Below are 19200 nucleotides of genomic sequence, written 5' to 3'. Positions count from 1 at the left end.
CAACAGGTCGAAAAAGGATGTTCCCCAAATGAAACGTTTTCTCTCCAGTGCTGCGCTGTGTCTGGTTGCCGCCCCCGTCTTTGCCGTCGATGTGCCTGCGGCCATGACCGGTTTCGCGCAGGATCAGATGCGCAACGTGGCCAGAAATGCCGCGATCATTGACGCCATCATTCGTCAGAACGCGCAAACCGCCGCGCTGAGCGAGGCGGAGATTATCGAACTAGACAACACCTGGCGCTCCGAGGTGGACAGCGGCGAGCGCACCATGATCAACTCGAAATTGAACAACCCTGTGTCCGTGTTCCTCAGCGCACTGGTGGACCGGTCAGACGGCGTGATCACCGAAGTGTTCGTTATGGACGCGCGCGGGCTGAACGTCGGGCAGTCCAGCGTCACATCGGATTTCTGGCAAGGTGATGAGGCGAAGTTCACCGAAACCTACCTCAAGGGGCCGGATGCGATGCACATTTCCGAGGTCGAACTGGACGAAAGCACAAATGCCTATCAGGGTCAGGTGTCGATCACGATCACAGCACCCGGCAGCAGCGAACCGATTGGTGCGGTGACCTTTGGCATTGATGCCACGTCGTTCTTTTGATGTCTCACCAGCGCAGGTGACCAGGCCGCAGGCCCAAAAAAAAACGCCAGCACGAAGCTGGCGTTAAGTTATTGAGGCAGGTTTCATACAGGCAAGAAACCTATCGAGCAGTGCCCTTGTTATACGCAATTGCGCTCAAAGAGTCCAAGCTAAAAGTTTGATAATGCGTAAAGGTCCGACGCCCGCTATTGTTAACAAAACAAGGGCGATTGAGGATTGTTTACGATATGGGGCGGGATTATTTCCAAATTTCACAGGCGCGTTTGGTCGCTTTCAGCGCGATTCTGTTAACCTTTGTGTCAGGGCCGATACAGACACAAGCAGAGCCAAGCCATGGCATAGCTATGTATGGGGAACCTGCACTACCACCGGATTTTGTGTCCCTTCCGCACGCGAATCCCGATGCCCCCAAGGGCGGTACAATTACGCTGGCCAATACAGGCAGCTTTGATTCGCTTAATCCCTACATCCAGAAGGGCAATGTGCCCTGGCAATTGCGGTTTTTGACCCATGAAAGCCTGATGGGACGCAACAGAAACGAGCCATTTGCGCTTTACGGTCTTCTCGCCGAATCGATTGAGGTGCCGGATGACCGGTCCTGGGTCGAATTCACCCTGCGCCCGGAGGCCCGATTCTCTGACGGCTCCCCTGTCACGGTCGAGGATGTGATCTGGTCTTACGAAACACTCGGCACCGAAGGGCATGGCCGCTACCGCTCGCTCTGGACACAAATCGAAAACCTTGAGCAGGTCGGGCCGAACACGGTCCGGTTTACCTTCAACTCCGACAACCGCGAACTGGCCCTGCTGGCCGGTATGCGCCCCATCCTGCAAAAGGCGCAATGGGAGGGCAAATCCTTTGCCGACGGCGCATTGGCCGACATTCCCATCGGCAGCGGACCTTATGTGGTCAGCGACTACGAGGCTGCGCGCAACGTGGTTTTGACCCGCAATGACGACTATTGGGGCAAAGACCTCAACTTCATGCGTGGAACGTTCAACTTTGATGAGATCACCATAGACTTTTACGGCGACGGTGATGTGGTGTTTGAGGCGTTCAAGGCAGGCGACGTATCAGCCGTGCGCGAATTCAACGCCGAGGTCTGGGCCAGCGAATACGACTTTCCCCGCGCCCAGTCCGGCGCGGTCGTGAAGTCCGAGATCAAGCACCAGAAACCCTCGGGCATCACCGGCTTTGTGATGAACACCCGTCGCGCGCCCTTTGACGACTGGCGCGTGCGCGAGGCGCTGATCACCGCGTTCAACTTTGAATATATCAACGACACGCTGACCGGTGGTGCACAGCCGCGCATCACGTCCTACTTTTCCAACTCCCCTCTCGCAATGGAACCTGGCCCTGCCAAGGGTGAGGTGGCCGCCCTGCTCGCCCCATTCAATGGGCGCCTGCTGCCCGGCGTGATGGAAGGCTATGAGCTGCCGCAAAGCGACGGGTCCGCCCGCGACCGCAAAGGCCTGCGCCGCGCGCTCAAACTGATGGAAGAGGCCGGGTGGACCACGCAAGACGGCAAACTGCGCAACCCGGATGGGCAGGCGATGGCCATCACCATCCTGCTTGATCAGCAGCGCACCGAGGACCGCGCCATTGCCGACCTTTACACGCAAGCGCTGAGCCAGATGGGCATCGACATCAAAACCGACCTTGTGGACGGCGCGCAATTCACCGCGCGCACCGCCGCATTTGATTTCGACATGACCTATCACCGCCGTGCGATGTCGCTCAGCCCGGGAAACGAGCAGTATTTCTACTGGGGCTCGGAGGCCGCCGATCAGGAAGGCGCGCCAAATCTGATGGGTGCCAAAGACCCGGCCATCGATGCGATGATTGGCGCCATGCTAAGTGCGCGCACCGCCGAGGACAGCCTTGCCGCCACCCGCGCCCTTGACCGGCTGTTGACCGCCGGGCGCTACGTGGTGCCGTTCTGGCAGTTCACCACGGGCCGCATCGCCCATGTCAAAGAGATGAAACACCCGGATGTGATCCCGATCTATGGCGATGGGCCGGATTGGATGCCGCAATTCTGGTGGTACGAAGAGTAGACCCCGTGCGCGACAAATTGATCGCCGAAGGGGTCGGCACGGCGATGTTGCTGATCAGCGTGATCGGCTCTGGCATCATGGGGGCCGCACTGGCGGATGGAAATGACGCCATCGCCTTGCTGGCCAATGCGATTGCCACGGGCTGCATGCTCTATGTGATCATCACGGTCCTTGGGCCGGTGTCGGGGGCGCATTTCAACCCTGCGGTCACGCTCATGTTCCTTCTTGGGGGGCATATCAGCGCGCGCACGGCACTGGCGTACGTCGCCGCGCAGATTGTCGGCGGCCTGATCGGAGTCTGGGCCGCCCACGCGATGTTCGATCTGCCCATTCTGCAGATGTCCCAAACGCTGCATCGCACGGGCCCTGCACAATGGTTCAGCGAGGTGCTGGCCACGCTTGGCCTGCTCTTCGTGATCTTCGGCGGGTTAAAATCACGCTCCGAAGCGGTGCCGACATTGGTCGCTCTGTACATCACCGGGGCCTACTGGTTCACCGCCTCGACCAGCTTTGCAAACCCGGCTGTCACAATCGCACGCGGTTTTTCTGACACGTTTGCAGGGATTTACCCCGGTCATATCCCGGCGTTTGTCATCGCCCAACTGATCGCCACCATCTTCGCGCACAGGTTGTTTGCAAAGTTTTTCGCGCGTTAAAGGTTGAACCGACCGTGGTTTGCAATAATGTAACGCCGGGGTGGATGTCCGACGTGCGCAGGGACGAACTGCGTCGTATTCTGAGTTCCCGAGCTGGAACCAGACCTAGACTTTACGGGGGTATGCATGAACTGGAATGACCTGACCCAGAACTGGGCCGAAAACTACCGCGCGCTGTGCAAAGAATTTCCCGGGCTCGAACCAAGTGCGATGCCGTTTCTGAAAGCAGATCAGGACCGGTTCGAAAGCTATCTGGCCGCCACCCACGACATGTCGCTGAAAGAGGCACAAGAGGCCTTTGACGCCTACCTGAACCGCGATGACATTCAGGCGCTGCACACCGCCTGACGCATCAGGCCAGCGACGTCACCCACAGGATCAGCGCGTCCTCATCGCTGACCGACACCACGTTGTGGCCCATGGTTGCGTCATAATACGCACTGTCGCCGCGCCGCATCTCGACCGGTTCGTAGAATTCAGTGAACAGGCGGATCACTCCGGTCAGCACATAGAGAAACTCTTCGCCATCATGGCGCACCCAGCCGTCGAATTCGTCCATGCTGCGCGCACGCACGCGGGCACGATAGGGCAGCATCTGCTTTTTGGTCAGCGTTTCGGCCAGCAACTCGTGCTCATAGGTCACTGTGGCCTGCGCGTTCCCTTCGCCTGATCGGGTGAGCACCATACGCCCGTTGATCTGCCCTTTTTCCGGAGGCGTGAACAGTTGCGGGACGGAGATTTCCAGGCCCACGGCAAGCTTTTTCAGTGCCTCATAGGTGGGCGACATCTGGCCGTTTTCGATCTTGGACAGAGTTGAACGGGCCAGTCCCGCCTGCCCTGCCGCCTGTTCCAGCGTCCAGTCACGCGCCTTGCGCAATTCGCGCACCCGTGCCCCCAGATCAAGCGGTTCGGGCATCTCGTCCCCGCCCGTGGCGCGGGCGATTTCGATCAGGGATTTGGGGTCTTTTCCAGTCATGACCACCTCTATATTGCGCGCTCGACAGGCTTGCAACATCGCCCCGTTCACCGTAGCGCTTGGACATGCTCAGCGTTGATCACACCACGCCGTTCCCACCCTGCCCCAGCCCGTTCAACATGGCGGCCCACGTGCTGCGCCGCGCCGAGGCGCTGTCGAACAAAGTGGCGGTGGCCGTGGTGTCTGACAGCCATGTCGAGCGGATGACGTATGGCGAACTTCTGGCAGCCGTACGGGGCACTGGGGCGGGCTATTTGCAGGCAGGCTGCGTGCCGGGTGAGCGGATTCTGCTGCGTCTGGGCAATACGATCGACTTTCCCATCGCCTATCTGGGCGCACTGGCCGTGGGGCTGGTGCCGATCCCGACCTCTGCGGCCCTCACCACAACCGAGGTCGCCCGAATTGTGAGCGAAATGCGCCCCCGCGTGATCCTGCGCGACCCGGCTGTCGCTTCAGCCTCCGGCGCACCCGAGGTGGGGCTGGCCACCTTGCGGGCGATGCGCGCCCTGCCCCCGGCCCCGTTCGAGATGGGTGATCCGGATCGGCTGGGCTACGTGGTCTACACGTCGGGCACCTCTGGCGCACCGCGCGCCGTGGCCCATGCGCACCGGGCGATCTGGGCACGCCAGATGATGCATCAGGGTTGGTACGGTCTGGGAGAGGACGACGTGTTGATGCATGCGGGCGCCTTCAACTGGACCTATACGCTGGGCACTGGCCTGATGGACCCGTGGACATTGGGGGCGACGGCGCTGATCCCGGCGGCAGGCACGCAAGCGGGTGACCTCGGTGCGCTGATGGCCTGGCACAGGACCACGATCTTTGCCGCCGCACCGGGTGTCTATCGCCAGATGATGGCCCACACCGAATTGCCGGCCCTGCCCGCGCTGCGCCATGGATTGAGCGCGGGGGAAAAGCTGCCCCCCACCACGCGCGCGGCATGGATGACCGCCACCGGAACGCCGGTGCACGAGGCCTATGGGCTGTCAGAATGTTCGACCTTTATCTCGGCCTGTCCCGACGCGCCTTGCGACCCGGCAGCCCTTGGGCGTGCGCAGCCCGGGCGGCACATCGCCATTCTGGGCACCGATGGCCCGGTGGCGCGCACCGAACCCGGCGTGATCGCCATCCACCGCGATGATCCGGGCCTGATGCTCGGCTATCTCAGCCATCCCGAAGAGACTTTGGCCAAGTATCAGGGCGAATGGTTCGTGACCGGTGACATGGGCGTCATGCAGGCGGATGGGCAGGTGCATTATCTGGGGCGCAATGACGACATGATGAACGCGGGCGGCTACCGCGTATCTCCTATCGAAGTCGAATCCGTCATGATGGCCGCCCCCGGCATCGTCGCAGCAGGAGCCGCCGAGGTTGAGGTCAAACCCGGTGCCCGCGTCATCGTTGTCTTTTACACCAGCGCCGCACCTCTGGACGAAGACGCCCTGCGCACCTATGTCGAAGCGAACCTTGCCAGATACAAGCAACCGCGCGCCTATATCCGCCTGCCTCAGATGCCCACCGGTGCCAACGGCAAGATCCTGCGCCGCCGCCTGCATCTGTTCTGGCCCAAAAACACGAAAGCCCACTGACATGACCCAAGAGACCTCCACCTCCATCAAGCTCGACATCATGTCAGACCCGATCTGCCCGTGGTGCTATATCGGCAAGGCGCATCTGGACCGCGCATTGGCCGCCCATCCCGATCATCCGTTCGTGATCGAATGGCACCCATTCCAGCTGAACCCCGACATGCCCCCCGAAGGCATGGACCGGCGCGCCTATCTCGAGGGCAAGTTCGGCGGCAAGGAAGGCGCTGTGCGCGCTTATGCTCCGGTGGTGGAGAGTGCGGAAAAGGCGGGCCTCAAGATCGACTTTGAGGGGATGAAGCGCACCCCCAACACGATGGACGCCCACCGCCTGATCCACTGGGCCGGGATCGAGGGCAAACAGACCGCCGCCGTATCCGCCCTGTTCAAGGCCTATTTCGTCGAGGCGCGCGACATCGGCGATCACGAAGTCCTGGCCGACATTGCGGACAGTATCGAAATGGACGCGGCCGTAGTCACCCGCCTTCTGGCCTCGGATGCGGACCGCGACGACATCGCGGCGCGCGACACCCACAGCCGGCAGATGGGGATCAATTCGGTACCTACTTTCATTGTCGGCGGCAAACACGCGGTGCCCGGTGCGCAACCGCCCGAGCTTTGGGCAAAAGTCATTGATGAACTGCGCGCGGGCGCGGCGTGACCCAACGTAAACAACTATAAATTGCCCAAACGGTCAAAATTCAACTATTAGTCGTTGCGCGCGGACGGCCCACCCGCCAATGTGACGCGCATTCGCGTCGAGACGATTCCAGAACGGATGGGCCGTGACCACTCCACAGGGCAAGCAATTGGGCAAGGTCGAATTCATTGCATTGATGGCGATGATGTTCGCCACCATTGCGTTTTCCATCGACGCGATGATGCCCGCCCTGCCCGACATCTCGGCCGACATTGCGCCGTACGGCGTGGCACAGGCCGCGCTGGTGATGACCTTTTTCGTGATCGGCATGGGAGCAGGCACATTCTTTACCGGGCCCCTGTCTGACGCCTATGGGCGCAAACCGGTGGTCTATGCAGGCCTCGCCATCTATGCGCTTGGGGCTGTGCTCAGCTGGATGGCCCCGACGCTTGAATTGATGCTGGCGGCCCGCGTGCTGCAGGGCCTCGGGGCGGCGGGTCCGCGCGTTGTTTCATCGGCCATCATCCGCGACCTCTACTCCGGGCGCGCCATGGCCAGCATCATGTCCCTGACCATGGTGGTGTTTTTGCTGGTGCCGGGCGTTGCCCCTTTGATCGGCGCGCTCATTGCGGATGCATTTGGCTGGCGGGCGATCTTTGCGGCCTTCCTGATCTTTGGCGTTGTGCTGTTCGTCTGGTTTTCGCTGCGGATTTCCGAAACCCTCCCGCCCCAAGCGCGACGGCCCCTGCGCGTGCCCTTGATGGCGGATGCCGTGCGGCAGATGTTTGCGCACAAGACAGTACGTCTGTCGATCTTTGTGCAGACCCTAATGCTGATGACGCTGTTTTCGGTTCTGACGATGGTGCAGCCGATCTTTGATGTGACCTTTGGGCGAGAGGAAAGCTTTCCCCTGTGGTTTGGCGCAATTGCGCTGTCATCCGGTGTGTCGAGCCTGCTGAACGCGGCGATTGTCGGGCGGTTTGGCATGCGGCGGCTGGTGACGTGGGCGCTTGCGGCGCAGATCGTTGTGTCCGGCGTCTTTGTGCTGTGGATACTGGCGGGTCTGCCCTATTGTTTTTACTTCTTCCTGTTCTGGCTTTGGGGCGTGATGTTTCAGGGTGGGCTGACGGTGGCCAATCTGAACGCCATCGCGATGGAGCCGATGGGCCATATCGCGGGCATGGCCGCCTCGGTGATCGGGGCGGTGTCGACGGTAATCGGGGGCCTGCTCGCCTCTCCGGTGGGGCTGCTGTTTGACGGCACGCCGCTGGCGCTGATTGTCACGGTGATGCTGACCAGTTCCTTCGCGTCGGTGCTGATGCAGTTCATGCGCCGCGCCGAGGCTGCTGAAGAATTGGCCTGACCCGACCAAAAGCTCCCGCCCGTCCCTCAGGTGCGCGCTTTCTTCTTCTTTTCGACGGCGATCACCTTTTCGGCCAGGTCGCGGGCAATGGCAAAGGCGCCCTTGATCTTGTCACTGTCCTTTTTCCAGTCCCGGCGCACCACGATCTTATTGTCCTTGACTTTGGCCAGCCCGCGTTGGTCCTGGATAAAGGTCACAAGACCCTCGGGCGAGGCAAACTTGTCGTTGTGGAACTGCACTGTCGCCCCCTTTGGCCCGCCATCGAGTTTGGCGATGCCCGCGCGTTTGCACATCGCCTTGATGCGCACGACCAGCATCAGCGTGTTCACTTCCTTGGGCAACGCACCAAAGCGGTCGATCAGCTCAGCGGCAAAGCCTTCGAGTTCAACTTTGGTGCTCAACCCACTGAGACGACGATACAATCCCAGACGAACGTCCAGATCAGGCACGTACGCTTCGGGGATCAGAACCGGCACGCCGAGGTTGATCTGTGGCGCCCATTGTTCATCCGCCTCGGAAAGGCCCTCCATCTCGCCGGCCTTGATCTTGGCAATCGCTTCTTCCAGCATGGATTGGTACAACTCGAACCCGACATCCCGCATCTGGCCCGACTGTTCCTCGCCCAAGAGGTTCCCGGCCCCGCGAATATCAAGGTCCTGAGAGGCGAGCGTGAACCCGGCACCGAGCGTATCAAGACTGCCCAGCACCCGCAGCCTTTTTTCCGCCGTGGCCGTCAGTTTCGCGCGCGGTTTGGTGGTGAGATATGCATAGGCGCGGGTTTTCGAACGCCCAACCCGCCCGCGGATCTGGTAGAGTTGCGCAAGACCGAACATGTCAGCCCGGTGCACAATCATCGTGTTGGCCGTCGGAATATCGAGGCCGGATTCCACAATTGTGGTCGCCAGCAGCACGTCAAACTTGCCGTCATAGAACGCGTTCATGCGGTCATCGAGCTCGCCTGCGGCCATTTGCCCATGGGCGACCACATAGGTCAGTTCGGGCAGCTGTTCCTTCAGGAATGCTTCGATCTCGGGCAGGTCCGAGATGCGCGGCACCACGTAAAACGACTGCCCACCGCGATAGTGTTCGCGCAGCAGCGCCTCGCGGATGGTGACCGTGTCGAATTCCGAGACATAGGTGCGGATCGCGAGGCGATCGACGGGGGGCGTGCCGATGATGGACAGATCGCGCACGCCAGTGAGGGACAATTGCAGCGTGCGCGGGATCGGGGTCGCGGTCAGCGTCAGCACATGCACGTCGCTGCGCATCTGTTTCAGCCGTTCCTTGTGGGTCACGCCGAATTTCTGTTCCTCGTCGATGACAAGCAGGCCAAGGTTCTGAAACTTCACACCTTTTGCCAGCAGCGCATGGGTGCCAACCACGATGTCGCAGGTGCCCTTGGCCATGGCGTCGCGCGCGTCGTTCGCGTCCTTGGCGCTGACAAAGCGGCTGAGCTGGCGCACGTGGATGGGAAATCCACGAAACCGTTCAGCAAAGCTTTTGTAGTGTTGCCGCGCCAGCAGGGTTGTGGGCGCAATCACAGCGACCTGCACGCCCGACATGGCCGCGACAAAGGCCGCGCGCATCGCCACTTCGGTCTTGCCAAAGCCCACATCGCCGCAGATGAGCCGATCCATCGGCGCGCCGCTGGTCAGATCGTCGATCACGGCCCCAATGGCTGTCAGTTGGTCGTCCGTCTCGTCATAGGGAAAGCGCGCTGAAAATGCGTCCCACATGCCCGGTGGCGGTTCCAGCACCGGTGCCTTGCGCAATGCGCGTTCGGCCGCAATGCGGATCAGCTTGTCAGCCATCTCGCGGATGCGTTCCTTGAGCTTTGCCTTCTTGGACTGCCATGCGCCCCCGCCCAAACGATCCAGCAGCCCCTCTTCGTGGCCGTATTTCGACAGGAGTTCGATATTCTCGACCGGCAGGTACAGCTTTGATCTTTCGGCGTATTCCAGCAGCAGGCATTCATGGGCGGCGCCTGCGGCGGTGACCACCTCCATCCCCTGATAGCGCCCGATCCCGTGATCCACATGGACCACCAGATCGCCAGGCGACAGCGATTGGGTCTCGGTCAGGAAATTCTCCGCCCGGCGCTTGCGTTTGGGTGCACGGATCAGGCGGTCGCCCAGCACATCCTGTTCGGAAATCACCGTCAGTCCCGGTGCCTCGAACCCGTGCTCCAGCGCCCAGACCACCAGATGCAGCCCGCGTTTGCCGATGCGGGTGGCGTCCGCGATGGGGATGACCTCGGCCAGCCCCTCATCCTCGATCAACCCGGTCAGGCGTTCGCGGGCACCGTCGGAATAGCTCGCCACCACAACCGGACCACTGTCCATTTTTGCATTAATATGATCCGCCAACGCAGCAAAAAGGCTGATGGATTCCTGTTGCCGTTCGGGCGAGAAATTGCGACCGATCCGTCCCCCGGCGTCCGTGACGCCTAGTCCTGTGGATTGCGGCAACGCGCTGAATTGCACGACGCGCCGCTCTGCCACGGCCACCTCCCACGCGCCATCATCCAGATAAAGCCCCTCGGGTGGTGCAGGTTTGTAGACCGAGTCCATCTTTGAGCGATGCGCCATCGCCAATCGGCGGGTCTCGTACTGATCGGCAATGCTCTCCCACCGCGCCAGCCGCGTTGGCGTCACCTGATCATCGAGCGAAATTGTGGCGTCCGGCACGTAGTCAAACAGCGTTTCCAATTGTTCATGGAAAAACGCCAGCCAATGTTCGGCGCCCTGATGCTTGCGCCCCGCGCTGATCGCCTCATAGAGCGGATCGTCCGTGCCTGCCGCCCCGAATTCCAGCCGGTAAGACTGGCGGAACCGCGTCACGGCAGCCTCGTCCAGGATCACCTCGGACACAGGCGCCAATTCGACCAGGTCCAGTTTTTCCGTGGTGCGTTGGGTAATCGGATCGAACCGGCGCGCGCCGTCCAGCACATCGCCAAACAGATCGAGCCGCACGGGGCCCAGATCGCCGGGCGGATAGATGTCGATGATGCCGCCACGCACGGCATAATCGCCGGGCTCCATCACCGTGGGGCTTTGCACAAATCCCATGCGCACAAGGAAATGCCGTAGCGCGTTTTCATCCACACGCCCTCCGACCCGGGCCGAAAACGCCGCCTCGCGCAGCAGATCGCGCGCAGGCACGCGCTGACTGGCCGCATTGATGGTGGTGAGCAGCACGAATTTCTCGGGCATCCCGTGCACCAGGGCCGCGAGCGTGGCCATACGCTGCGCCGAGATGTCCGCATTGGGTGACACCCGGTCGTAAGGCAGGCAATCCCAGCTCGGAAAGACCAGAACCGGCATGGCGGGCGCAAAGAAGCGCAACGCGCCCTGCATCGCCGCCAGCCGCTTGTCATCGCGCGCTACATGCAGCACGGGGCCGCGGGCTGCGACCTCATCAAGGATCAGCTTGGCGTCAAAGCCCTCGGGCGCGCCCGATACGGTGATATGATCTGGCTGGCTCATGCACTCTTGGGTGGTGATGGGAAACGAGGGCCTTCAATTGGGGCAACGCCCCGTCGTGTCAACTGCCGAAGGGGCCGACGGACATGTTTTGATACATCCCCCAGAGGGCCGTGACAAAAATTGCGACCATCCCGATGGCCTGAACATAGGTGCGATGGCGCGACAACCGCTTCCACAGCAGCTCGCCCTGCGCCTCTTCGGACTGGATCAGGCGGGCGGTGGACAGGTTCAGCGCGCCAACGATGGACATGGGAAAGCCCAGCAGAAAGACGGCCTGCGCAAATTCGACCCGGTAGACAAAGCCGAGCAGCGCAAGGCCCGTCAGGATGAAACAGGTGAGCCCCAACAGCCACAGGCCCGAGACATTGCCAATAAACAGCAGACGGTTGGTGTTGATGCGCACCAGATCGTCCAGATCGTCCGAGGCCTGCCCGCCATAGCGCCGCGCGCGCGCCACCATGTCGTAAGGGACACCCAGAACCCAGTGACTGGCCGTTGACCACACCACGGCCAGCGCGATCCAGAACCACAGGTTCGAGAAAGATCGCATGTCGATGAGTTCAAAGATGGTTTCGTGCCAGTCCACGCGTCGCCTTCGATGCCTGTCACGGGCGTTACCCGTTTGATTGGCGACCCTCTTAACCTGCAAGGGCGGCGATGCCTAGACTTGGCAAGCGTTAAAATCCATGCCACCCATGCCCTGTCAACCAAAGTGGACATGCAGATGCGCCCGACCCAAGCCCCCTTTCCCGCCACGCGCCTGCGCCGCACCCGCGCGACCCCCGCCATACGGGGCCTCGTGCGGCAGAACACGCTGACGGTGGACGATTTCATCTGGCCGGTCTTTGTGCGCAGCGGCGAGGGGATCGAAGAGCCCATTCCTTCGATGCCCGGCGTCTTTCGCCGCTCGGTCGACAAGGTGGTCGAGGCCGCGCGCGCGGCGGCTGATCTGGGCATCCCGGCGATCTGCATCTTTCCCTACACAGGGATCGAAGAGCGGACCGAGGACTGCGCAGGCGCCTGGGATCCGGACAATCACGCCAACCGCGCCATCCGCGCGATCAAGGCCGCGGTCCCCGAGATCGGGATTATGACCGATGTGGCGCTCGATACCTACAATATCAACGGCCATGACGGCTTTGTCGAAGATGGCGAGATCGTCAATGACCGCACGATTGAGGCGTTGGTCAAGATGACGCTGGCCCAGGCCGAGGCGGGTGCGGACATCATCGGGCCGTCGGACATGATGGACGGGCGGATCGGGGCGATGCGCACCGCCCTTGAGGCGGCGGGCCATCAAAAGGTGATGATCCTCAGCTATGCGGCCAAATACGCCAGCGCGTTCTATGGCCCGTTCCGTGATGCCGTCGGCGCCAGCGGCGCGCTGACGGGGGACAAAAAGACCTATCAGATGGATCCGGGTAACTCGGACGAGGCCATGCGCCTGATCGAACGCGATCTGGCCGAAGGAGCCGACATGATCATGGTCAAACCCGGCCTGCCTTACCTCGATATCTGTCGCCGCGCGCGCGACACTTTCGGCGCGCCGACCTTTGCCTATCAGGTGTCGGGCGAGTATTCGATGATCAAGGCCGCCGCGCAGCAGGGCTGGATCGACGAGGACCGGGTGATGCTGGAAAGCCTGATGGCGTTCAAACGGGCGGGCTGTGATGGCATCCTGACCTATTTCGCCCCCGCTGCGGCGCGCCTGCTCAAGGGCGCATGACGCAGCATCGGGGCAGCTGCCACTGCGGCTTTGTCCGCTTTGCCGTTCGGGCCGAAATCGATCACGCGCGCATCTGCAATTGCAGCATCTGCCACAAACGTGGCGCACTGATCTTTCGGGTGCCGGAGGACGCAGTGACCCTCGACACACCCCTGTCCGACCTCACGCTCTACACATGGGGTTCGCAGACCGCCAAGGACTACTTTTGCCCGCGCTGCGGCATCCTGCCCTTCCGCCGCCCAAGCGCACCGACAAGGGCGGAACAGGCCCAAGGCATTGCGCCATTCGACGGCTGGGCGATCAACTTGCGTTGCCTTGACGGTTTTGATGCAACCACCCTGCCCGTACAATATATCCCCGGCGCAGACATCCTCCCGGACCGTTAAGCCCACCCCTTCTCTTTTTCAAAAAACCCCAGGGGGTGAGTCTGCGGCCAGCAAACGCTCCCGGGGGAGCGTCTGAGCAGGCGAACGGCGGAGCCCGGGCGCGGCACGCGACGGGGGCAGAGCCCCCTCTACAAATACTCCCTTCCATCAACAGCAAAATCCCGCCAAAGCGGCGCAAGGGCGTGACAGCACACACCAATGGGCGTATGATTGCGCCAAGCGCGGGCAAACCGCGCACCTCTAGAGCAATACAGGCGGTTCAAACATGACACATTCAGGTATGTCGCGGCGTGTCTTCACGCTCGGCGCAATGGCATCTACAGGCGCGCTGGCGGCCTGTGGCAACGGGGTCGGCAGCCGGGGCAGCGTGACCATCGATGCGCGGGTCGGCGCCACACTGGAAGAGATGTATCGCAGCTATCCCAACACGCGCCAACTGGCACAGAATGCCGACGGCATGCTCGTCATGCCACTGGTGACCGAGGCCGGGTTTGGCTTTGGCGGGGCCTATGGGCGCGGCGCGCTGCTCGTCAACGACGTCACGGTCGATTACTATTCGGTGGTCAAAGGCTCAGGCGGTCTGCAGATCGGCGCCCAGCAATTTGCCCACGTTCTGTTCTTCATGACCAACGAGGCGCTGACGAACTTCCGCCGTTCACCTGGCTGGGCCGCGGGCGCAGATCTGGAGTACGTGATCTCCGATCAGGGGGACAGCGTGGCAGCAGATACGACGACAACCTTGTCTCCGGTTCTGGCAGCCGTGTTTGCGCGCGCCGGCCTGCGCCTTGGCGCAACACTAGAAGGCACCAAATACACGCGCATCATTCCGTGACGGTCGCGACCGCGGAAGCAGTCGCGCCTAATGGCAAGGGTCATTTTTACAAAGGAAAAGCGACCAGCCACAAGGTCTATCCATAAAGCAATCAACAATGGGTTGGTGGGCGGACGCCTTTGCCGTCAGGCAAACAGAGCCGCCCGCCGACACCAGCCTATCCTGATGCTTGCAGACGCTTGAACAGGCTCGACGTGTCCCAACGCCCGCCACCCATTTTCTGCACATCCTTATAGAACTGATCGACCAGCGCCGTGACCGGCAGGCTCGCGCCATTCTCATCCGCGGTATCCAGGCAAATGCCCAGATCCTTGCGCATCCAGTCCACCGCGAACCCGTGTTCGAAATGATCATCCAGCATCGTCTCATAGCGGTTGGCCATCTGCCACGACCCTGCAGCGCCCTGGCTGATCACCTCCACCACAGCGCGGCCATCCAGCCCCGCCTTGTCGGCAAAGTGCAGCGCTTCGGACAGGCCCTGTACCAGACCGGCAATGGCGATCTGGTTGCACATCTTGGTCATCTGGCCCGCACCGCTTTCGCCGATCCGACGACACAGCTTGGCATAGGGTTGCAGGATCGGTTCCGCGCGCGCATAGGCACCTGCATCCCCGCCACACATGATCGACAGCGCGCCATTCTCGGCCCCTGCCTGCCCACCCGAAATCGGCGCGTCGATAAACCCGACCTGGGCCGCGTCAGCCGCCGTGTATAGCTCGGCCGTAACCGCCGCCGAAACGGTGGTGTGATCGACAAAGACAGTGCCATTGTCCATGCCGGCAAATGCCCCGTCCGGCCCAAGGCAAACAGAGCGCAGATCATCGTCATTGCCAACGCAGGACAACACAAATTCCGCCCCCGCTGCGGCTTGGCGTGGCGTGGTGGCCATCGCCCCGCCATGGGCCTTGACCCAGTCTTCGGCCTTGGTCGCCGTGCGGTTATAGACCGTCACCTCGTGCCCTGCCTTTTGCAGATGCCCCGCCATCGGCGCACCCATGACGCCCAAACCCAGAAATGCCAGCTTTGCCATGATCTTCCTTTACCTTTTGCGCCAAGCCCCGCTTGCGCTTGTCCGAATGTCTACCTAACAGTCATGGGCCAAGGGTCAACGTCAGAGCAAGAGGGGACGACATGGCAGTGGTGTTTCAATGGCTGGTGCGGCTGACTGCAGTGCTTATTGTGCTGGCCGTTGTGGGCATCAGCCTTGTCTACTACCTCGCCGCGCGCTCTCTGCCCAATTACGATGCAATTGTGCGGGTGCCCGGCATCAGTGACACGATCGAGATCGTGCGCGACAACGCCAACGTCCCCCATATCTTTGGCGAGACGGACACGGACGTGTTTCACGGGCTTGGCTTTGCCCACGCACAGGACCGGCTGTGGCAGATGATGATGCTGCGCCGCACAGCGCAAGGGCGGCTGAGCGAGCTGTTCGGCACCGCCACGGTCGAAGTGGACAGCTTTATCCGCCGCCTCGACATCTACCGCCTCGCCGTTCAATCGGTCGAGGCGCAGGACCCGGCCACGCTGGCCGCGCTCGAGGCCTATTCCGCCGGGATCAACGCCCGCCTTGATCAGATCAACGCCGAGGCTCTGGGGCGCGGTGCACCCGAGATGTTCCTGTTCAAGACCGCGCTGGCCCCGTGGCGTCCCGCCGACAGCCTTGCCATCACCAAGCTGATGGGCCTGCAACTCTCCAGCCACATGAGCGAAGAGATCCTGCGCGCGCGCATGTCGCTGGCATTGGACGACCCGGCCCGATTGGCCGATATCCTGCCTGACGTTCCGGGTGAAGGCATCGCCAGCCTGCCGGAATATGCCTCCCTTGTGCCGGGCGCCCTACCCTCCTTTGCACGTGTCGCACCCGACATCCCGCATCCCCTGTCCCCGTTCCGCCCGCGCGGTTTTGCCGGGGCCTCCAACGCCTGGGCGGCAGCGGCCTCACGCTCGGCCTCGGGGGGTACTCTGCTCGCTAATGATCCTCACTTGGGTTTCTCGGCCCCTGCCGTCTGGTATCTGGCCCGGCTCGAGCTGAGTTCAGGCGGCGTGATCGGCGGCACCATTCCGGGCATCCCCGTTGTACTGACAGGCCGCTCGGACCGGCTCGGCTGGGGGGTGACAACGGCCTATGTGGACGATCAGGACGTGCTGATCGAAGAATTGAACCCCGACAACCCCCAGCAATACCGCACGCCGGACGGGTTCAAAGAATTCGAACAGCGCGACTCGATCCTGCAGATCAAGGATGCCGATCCGGTCACCCTGACCCTTCGCTGGAGCGACAATGGCCCCATCCTGCCCGGCAGTTTCCGCAACCTCGACACGGTGACACCGCCGGGTCATGTGGCAGCCCTCAGCTGGACAGTGCTCAGCCCGCGGGACACTTCCGTGCAGGCAGGCATGAAGATCATGATGGCCCAGACCGTGGCCGAGGCCATCGCAGCGGGTGAGGAGTATATCGCCCCGGCCCAGAACCTGACCCTCGTGGATCGCGGCAGCATCGCGATGAAAACCATCGGCGCCGTGCCCAAACGCAACGAGGCGCACCAAAGCCAGGGGCGGATGCCGTCGCTCGGCGCGCGGGGCGAAAACCGTTGGGAGGGGCGCATGGCCTACGCCTCCAATCCCGGTTTCGTGGCCCCCGTGGGCGGTATCCTCGGCAACACCAACAACAAGACCATCGACCGCCCCTTTCCCAATCACGTGAGCTTTCTCTGGGGCGATACCCAGCGCGTACAACGCTGGCGGCGGCTGATGCAGGCGCGCGAGGTGCACACCCGCGACAGTTTCATCGAAGCGCAGCTTGATACGGTTTCCTTCACCGCACGCACGCTTTTGCCCTTCATGGGGGCCGAACTGTGGTTCACGGGCGAGGCCGCACCCGCAGGCACGCCCGAGCGTCAACGCCAGCGCGCCCTCGCCCTGCTCGCCGAATGGAACGGCGAAATGAACGAACACTGGCCCGAGCCGCTGATCTATGCCGCGTGGTTGCGCGCCCTGCAGGACCGGCTGGTGCAGGACGAATTGGGCCCGCTCGCCGACACGCTGACCCATCCCGAACCGCTCTTTCTGGAACGCGCCTTTCGCAATGTGGACGGGGCCGCCGTGTGGTGCGACGTGCGTCAGTCCGCCCCGGTCGAGACCTGCGCCGACATGGCCCGCCTTGCGCTCGATGACGCGCTGGTCTGGATCAACGAAACCTGGGGCACGCAGCTCGAATCGTTACGCTGGGGCGATGCCCATCAGGCCACCCACGACCATCAGGTGCTGGGCGAGGTGCCGGTGCTCAAACATTTCGTCAACATCCGCCAATCGACGTCCGGCGGGGACAACACGCTGCAGCGGGGCCTGACCCGGGGCACCGGGGCCAACCCGTTCCATAATGTGCATGGTGCGGGTTATCGCGGAGTCTATGACTTCGCCGATCCGAACTCGTCGGTCTTCGTGATCTCGACCGGCCAGTCGGGCCATTTCCTGTCACGCCACTATGACGATCTGGCCCAGCTCTGGCGGCGTGGCGAATACATCCCGATGTCTCTGGACGAAGGGCTTGCACGCGCTGCAGCCGTCGGTGTGACGCGGCTCGAACCTCTGAAATGAAGCACGCCTTGCCCTTCATTGTTCCAAATATATGCACATGACCACGCTGCTCTTCAACAAACCCTTCGGGGTGCTGTCGCAGTTCACCGACAAGGGCACCGAAGGCTCCCCCCGCCCGACGTTGTCGGCCTATGTCGGCGTCCCCGGCGTCTACCCGGCCGGCCGTCTGGACCGCGATAGCGAGGGGCTGATGGTGCTGACCAGCGACGGCGCATTGCAGGCACGGATCGCCGATCCGAAATTCAAGGCGCCCAAGACCTATTGGGTGCAGGTCGAAGGTACAATCACCGAAGACGCGCTAAAGGCGCTGGCCAATGGCATAACGCTCAAAGACGGCCCCACCCGGCCCGCCAAGGCCCGCGCCATCGCCCCCCCAAATATCTGGGACCGCGACCCGCCCATCCGCGTGCGCAAATCCGTGGCCGACAGCTGGCTGGAACTGACCATCAAAGAGGGGCGCAACCGGCAAGTGCGACGGATGACGGCACATGTGGGTTTCCCGACCCTGCGGTTGATCCGCGTGCGGATTGGCGACTGGGGGCTAGAGGATCTCGCGCCCGGGCAATGGCGGCACATCACAACTCACTGAAAACCAAGCAACACGTCCTGTTTCACAATTCGATTGGGAAAGCGCGCAATGCCAGGCATCGCGAGGATGGCTGCCACTTCAGGGTCATGATGTCGGATAGACAGAATCTTGGTAAAGGCGTCTTCCTTAGGCCAGAACCAACGGATATCTCTCAAACACATACGCAAATCTTGCTCAACCATGTCCTTGGAATTGATCGGCGAGCTCTCCGTTCGCGATAGGATGAACCGCGCCAAGGTGGCGGCCTGTGCGTCCGACAGTCTCGCCACACATGCATCAAACAGAGTACTTTGATAAATGAGATACATGTCGCTGATGAGGGCCGAAGGTAACAACTTCGCAAATTTCTTCTTGTCCAAAACAAGGACGGAACGCGCCTCCAAGCTGTGTTCAAGTGCGCGCACATAGCCCAGACCAAGCGATTGTGGCGATTTTTGAATACCCATCGCATCAAAGTAGTATTGGCCGACGACGGTGTGGTTGTCTGCCGATTGTGCTGTGCTCGATTCCGAGTGCAGCAGGGACAAGATGCCTACCAAAAGAGAAAACAGGAGTGCCCGCATATATCGCCACCATCAATTCTGATGTCGGCATAGGCCTGTCATGAGGCTTAGCCATGGCACCCGCCTGTCGTTTCTTGGGCAACCTACTACCTGATCCGGCATTTGGTCTCGATTGACCGGCGGACGGCTGACCCAAGTGTGAG

The 19200-nt window shown here is 61.8% G+C and carries 17 protein-coding genes; 12 read left to right on the top strand and 5 right to left on the bottom strand.

All coding sequences use genetic code 11. The features are described 5' to 3' along the window. Positions 1–28: 28 nt before the first annotated feature. The 4 genes from Q1A89_RS07840 (at position 29) to Q1A89_RS07825 (ending at position 3659) form a co-directional block, all read left to right on the top strand. Positions 29–598, top strand: a complete 570-nt coding sequence (locus Q1A89_RS07840) for a hypothetical protein (RefSeq protein WP_299725678.1) — start codon at positions 29–31, stop codon at positions 596–598. A gap of 344 nt (positions 599–942) precedes the next feature. Continuing rightward, complete coding sequence (locus tag Q1A89_RS07835) at positions 943–2655, top strand: extracellular solute-binding protein (RefSeq protein WP_299725675.1); 1713 nt, start codon at positions 943–945, stop codon at positions 2653–2655. A 5-nt stretch (positions 2656–2660) separates the two neighbouring features. After that, complete coding sequence (locus Q1A89_RS07830; RefSeq protein WP_299725672.1) at positions 2661–3311, top strand: MIP/aquaporin family protein; 651 nt, start codon at positions 2661–2663, stop codon at positions 3309–3311. A gap of 126 nt (positions 3312–3437) precedes the next feature. Continuing rightward, on the top strand, positions 3438–3659 hold the full coding sequence (locus tag Q1A89_RS07825; RefSeq protein WP_299725669.1) for a hypothetical protein: 222 nt from the start codon (positions 3438–3440) through the stop codon (positions 3657–3659). A gap of 4 nt (positions 3660–3663) precedes the next feature. Here the strand turns inward: Q1A89_RS07825 and Q1A89_RS07820 are convergent, their stop codons facing one another. Next, the gene (locus Q1A89_RS07820; protein WP_299725666.1) at positions 3664–4287 is read right to left on the bottom strand and encodes an XRE family transcriptional regulator; all 624 of its coding nucleotides are present in this window, start codon (positions 4285–4287) and stop codon (positions 3664–3666) included. A 65-nt stretch (positions 4288–4352) separates the two neighbouring features. Here Q1A89_RS07820 and Q1A89_RS07815 point away from each other — a divergent pair, with 65 nt between their 5' ends. From Q1A89_RS07815 to Q1A89_RS07805, 3 genes are all read left to right on the top strand, one after another. Continuing rightward, complete coding sequence (locus Q1A89_RS07815) at positions 4353–5876, top strand: class I adenylate-forming enzyme family protein (protein WP_299725661.1); 1524 nt, start codon at positions 4353–4355, stop codon at positions 5874–5876. Between the two features lies 1 nt (position 5877). Next, complete coding sequence (locus Q1A89_RS07810; RefSeq protein WP_299725658.1) at positions 5878–6534, top strand: DsbA family oxidoreductase; 657 nt, start codon at positions 5878–5880, stop codon at positions 6532–6534. Between the two features lie 124 nt (positions 6535–6658). Beyond that, complete coding sequence (locus Q1A89_RS07805; protein WP_299725656.1) at positions 6659–7876, top strand: multidrug effflux MFS transporter; 1218 nt, start codon at positions 6659–6661, stop codon at positions 7874–7876. Positions 7877–7902: 26 nt separating this feature from the next. Here Q1A89_RS07805 and mfd read toward each other — a convergent pair whose 3' ends face one another. Further along, positions 7903–11361 (bottom strand): transcription-repair coupling factor, encoded by a 3459-nt coding sequence (gene mfd, locus Q1A89_RS07800; protein ID WP_299725654.1) that lies wholly within the window; start codon positions 11359–11361, stop codon positions 7903–7905. Between the two features lie 58 nt (positions 11362–11419). Then, positions 11420–11947: a component of SufBCD complex gene (locus Q1A89_RS07795; RefSeq protein WP_299725650.1), complete on the bottom strand. Its 528-nt coding sequence runs from the start codon at positions 11945–11947 to the stop codon at positions 11420–11422. 138 nt (positions 11948–12085) lie between these two features. On the opposite strand from Q1A89_RS07795, the gene hemB reads away from it, so the two are divergent. From hemB to Q1A89_RS07780, 3 genes are all read left to right on the top strand, one after another. Further along, on the top strand, positions 12086–13087 hold the full coding sequence (gene hemB, locus Q1A89_RS07790; RefSeq protein ID WP_299726163.1) for a porphobilinogen synthase: 1002 nt from the start codon (positions 12086–12088) through the stop codon (positions 13085–13087). Beyond that, positions 13084–13473 (top strand): GFA family protein, encoded by a 390-nt coding sequence (locus Q1A89_RS07785; RefSeq protein WP_299725647.1) that lies wholly within the window; start codon positions 13084–13086, stop codon positions 13471–13473. Before hemB ends, Q1A89_RS07785 begins: the two co-directional genes overlap by 4 nt. Positions 13474–13738: 265 nt before the next feature. Next, positions 13739–14305, top strand: a complete 567-nt coding sequence (locus Q1A89_RS07780) for a YSC84-related protein (protein ID WP_299725644.1) — start codon at positions 13739–13741, stop codon at positions 14303–14305. Between the two features lie 157 nt (positions 14306–14462). On the opposite strand, the gene Q1A89_RS07775 is transcribed toward Q1A89_RS07780, so the two are convergent. Continuing rightward, positions 14463–15335: an NAD(P)-dependent oxidoreductase gene (locus tag Q1A89_RS07775; protein ID WP_299725641.1), complete on the bottom strand. Its 873-nt coding sequence runs from the start codon at positions 15333–15335 to the stop codon at positions 14463–14465. A 101-nt stretch (positions 15336–15436) separates the two neighbouring features. On the opposite strand from Q1A89_RS07775, the gene Q1A89_RS07770 reads away from it, so the two are divergent. Both Q1A89_RS07770 and Q1A89_RS07765 read left to right on the top strand, forming a co-directional pair. Further along, positions 15437–17905: a penicillin acylase family protein gene (locus tag Q1A89_RS07770; RefSeq protein ID WP_299725639.1), complete on the top strand. Its 2469-nt coding sequence runs from the start codon at positions 15437–15439 to the stop codon at positions 17903–17905. 37 nt (positions 17906–17942) lie between these two features. Continuing rightward, complete coding sequence (locus Q1A89_RS07765) at positions 17943–18494, top strand: pseudouridine synthase (RefSeq protein ID WP_299725635.1); 552 nt, start codon at positions 17943–17945, stop codon at positions 18492–18494. Here Q1A89_RS07765 and Q1A89_RS07760 read toward each other — a convergent pair. After that, on the bottom strand, positions 18488–19057 hold the full coding sequence (locus tag Q1A89_RS07760) for a hypothetical protein (protein WP_299725632.1): 570 nt from the start codon (positions 19055–19057) through the stop codon (positions 18488–18490). The two genes, Q1A89_RS07765 and Q1A89_RS07760, sit on opposite strands and share 7 nt — an antisense overlap. Between the last annotated feature and the right edge of the window lie 143 nt (positions 19058–19200).

It is taken from the genome of uncultured Tateyamaria sp. (assembly GCF_947503045.1).
In the GTDB taxonomy this organism is placed as follows: domain Bacteria; phylum Pseudomonadota; class Alphaproteobacteria; order Rhodobacterales; family Rhodobacteraceae; genus Tateyamaria.
Note: the sequence above shows the minus strand (reverse complement) of the source record. Positions and strands in the feature narration are given on the sequence as shown.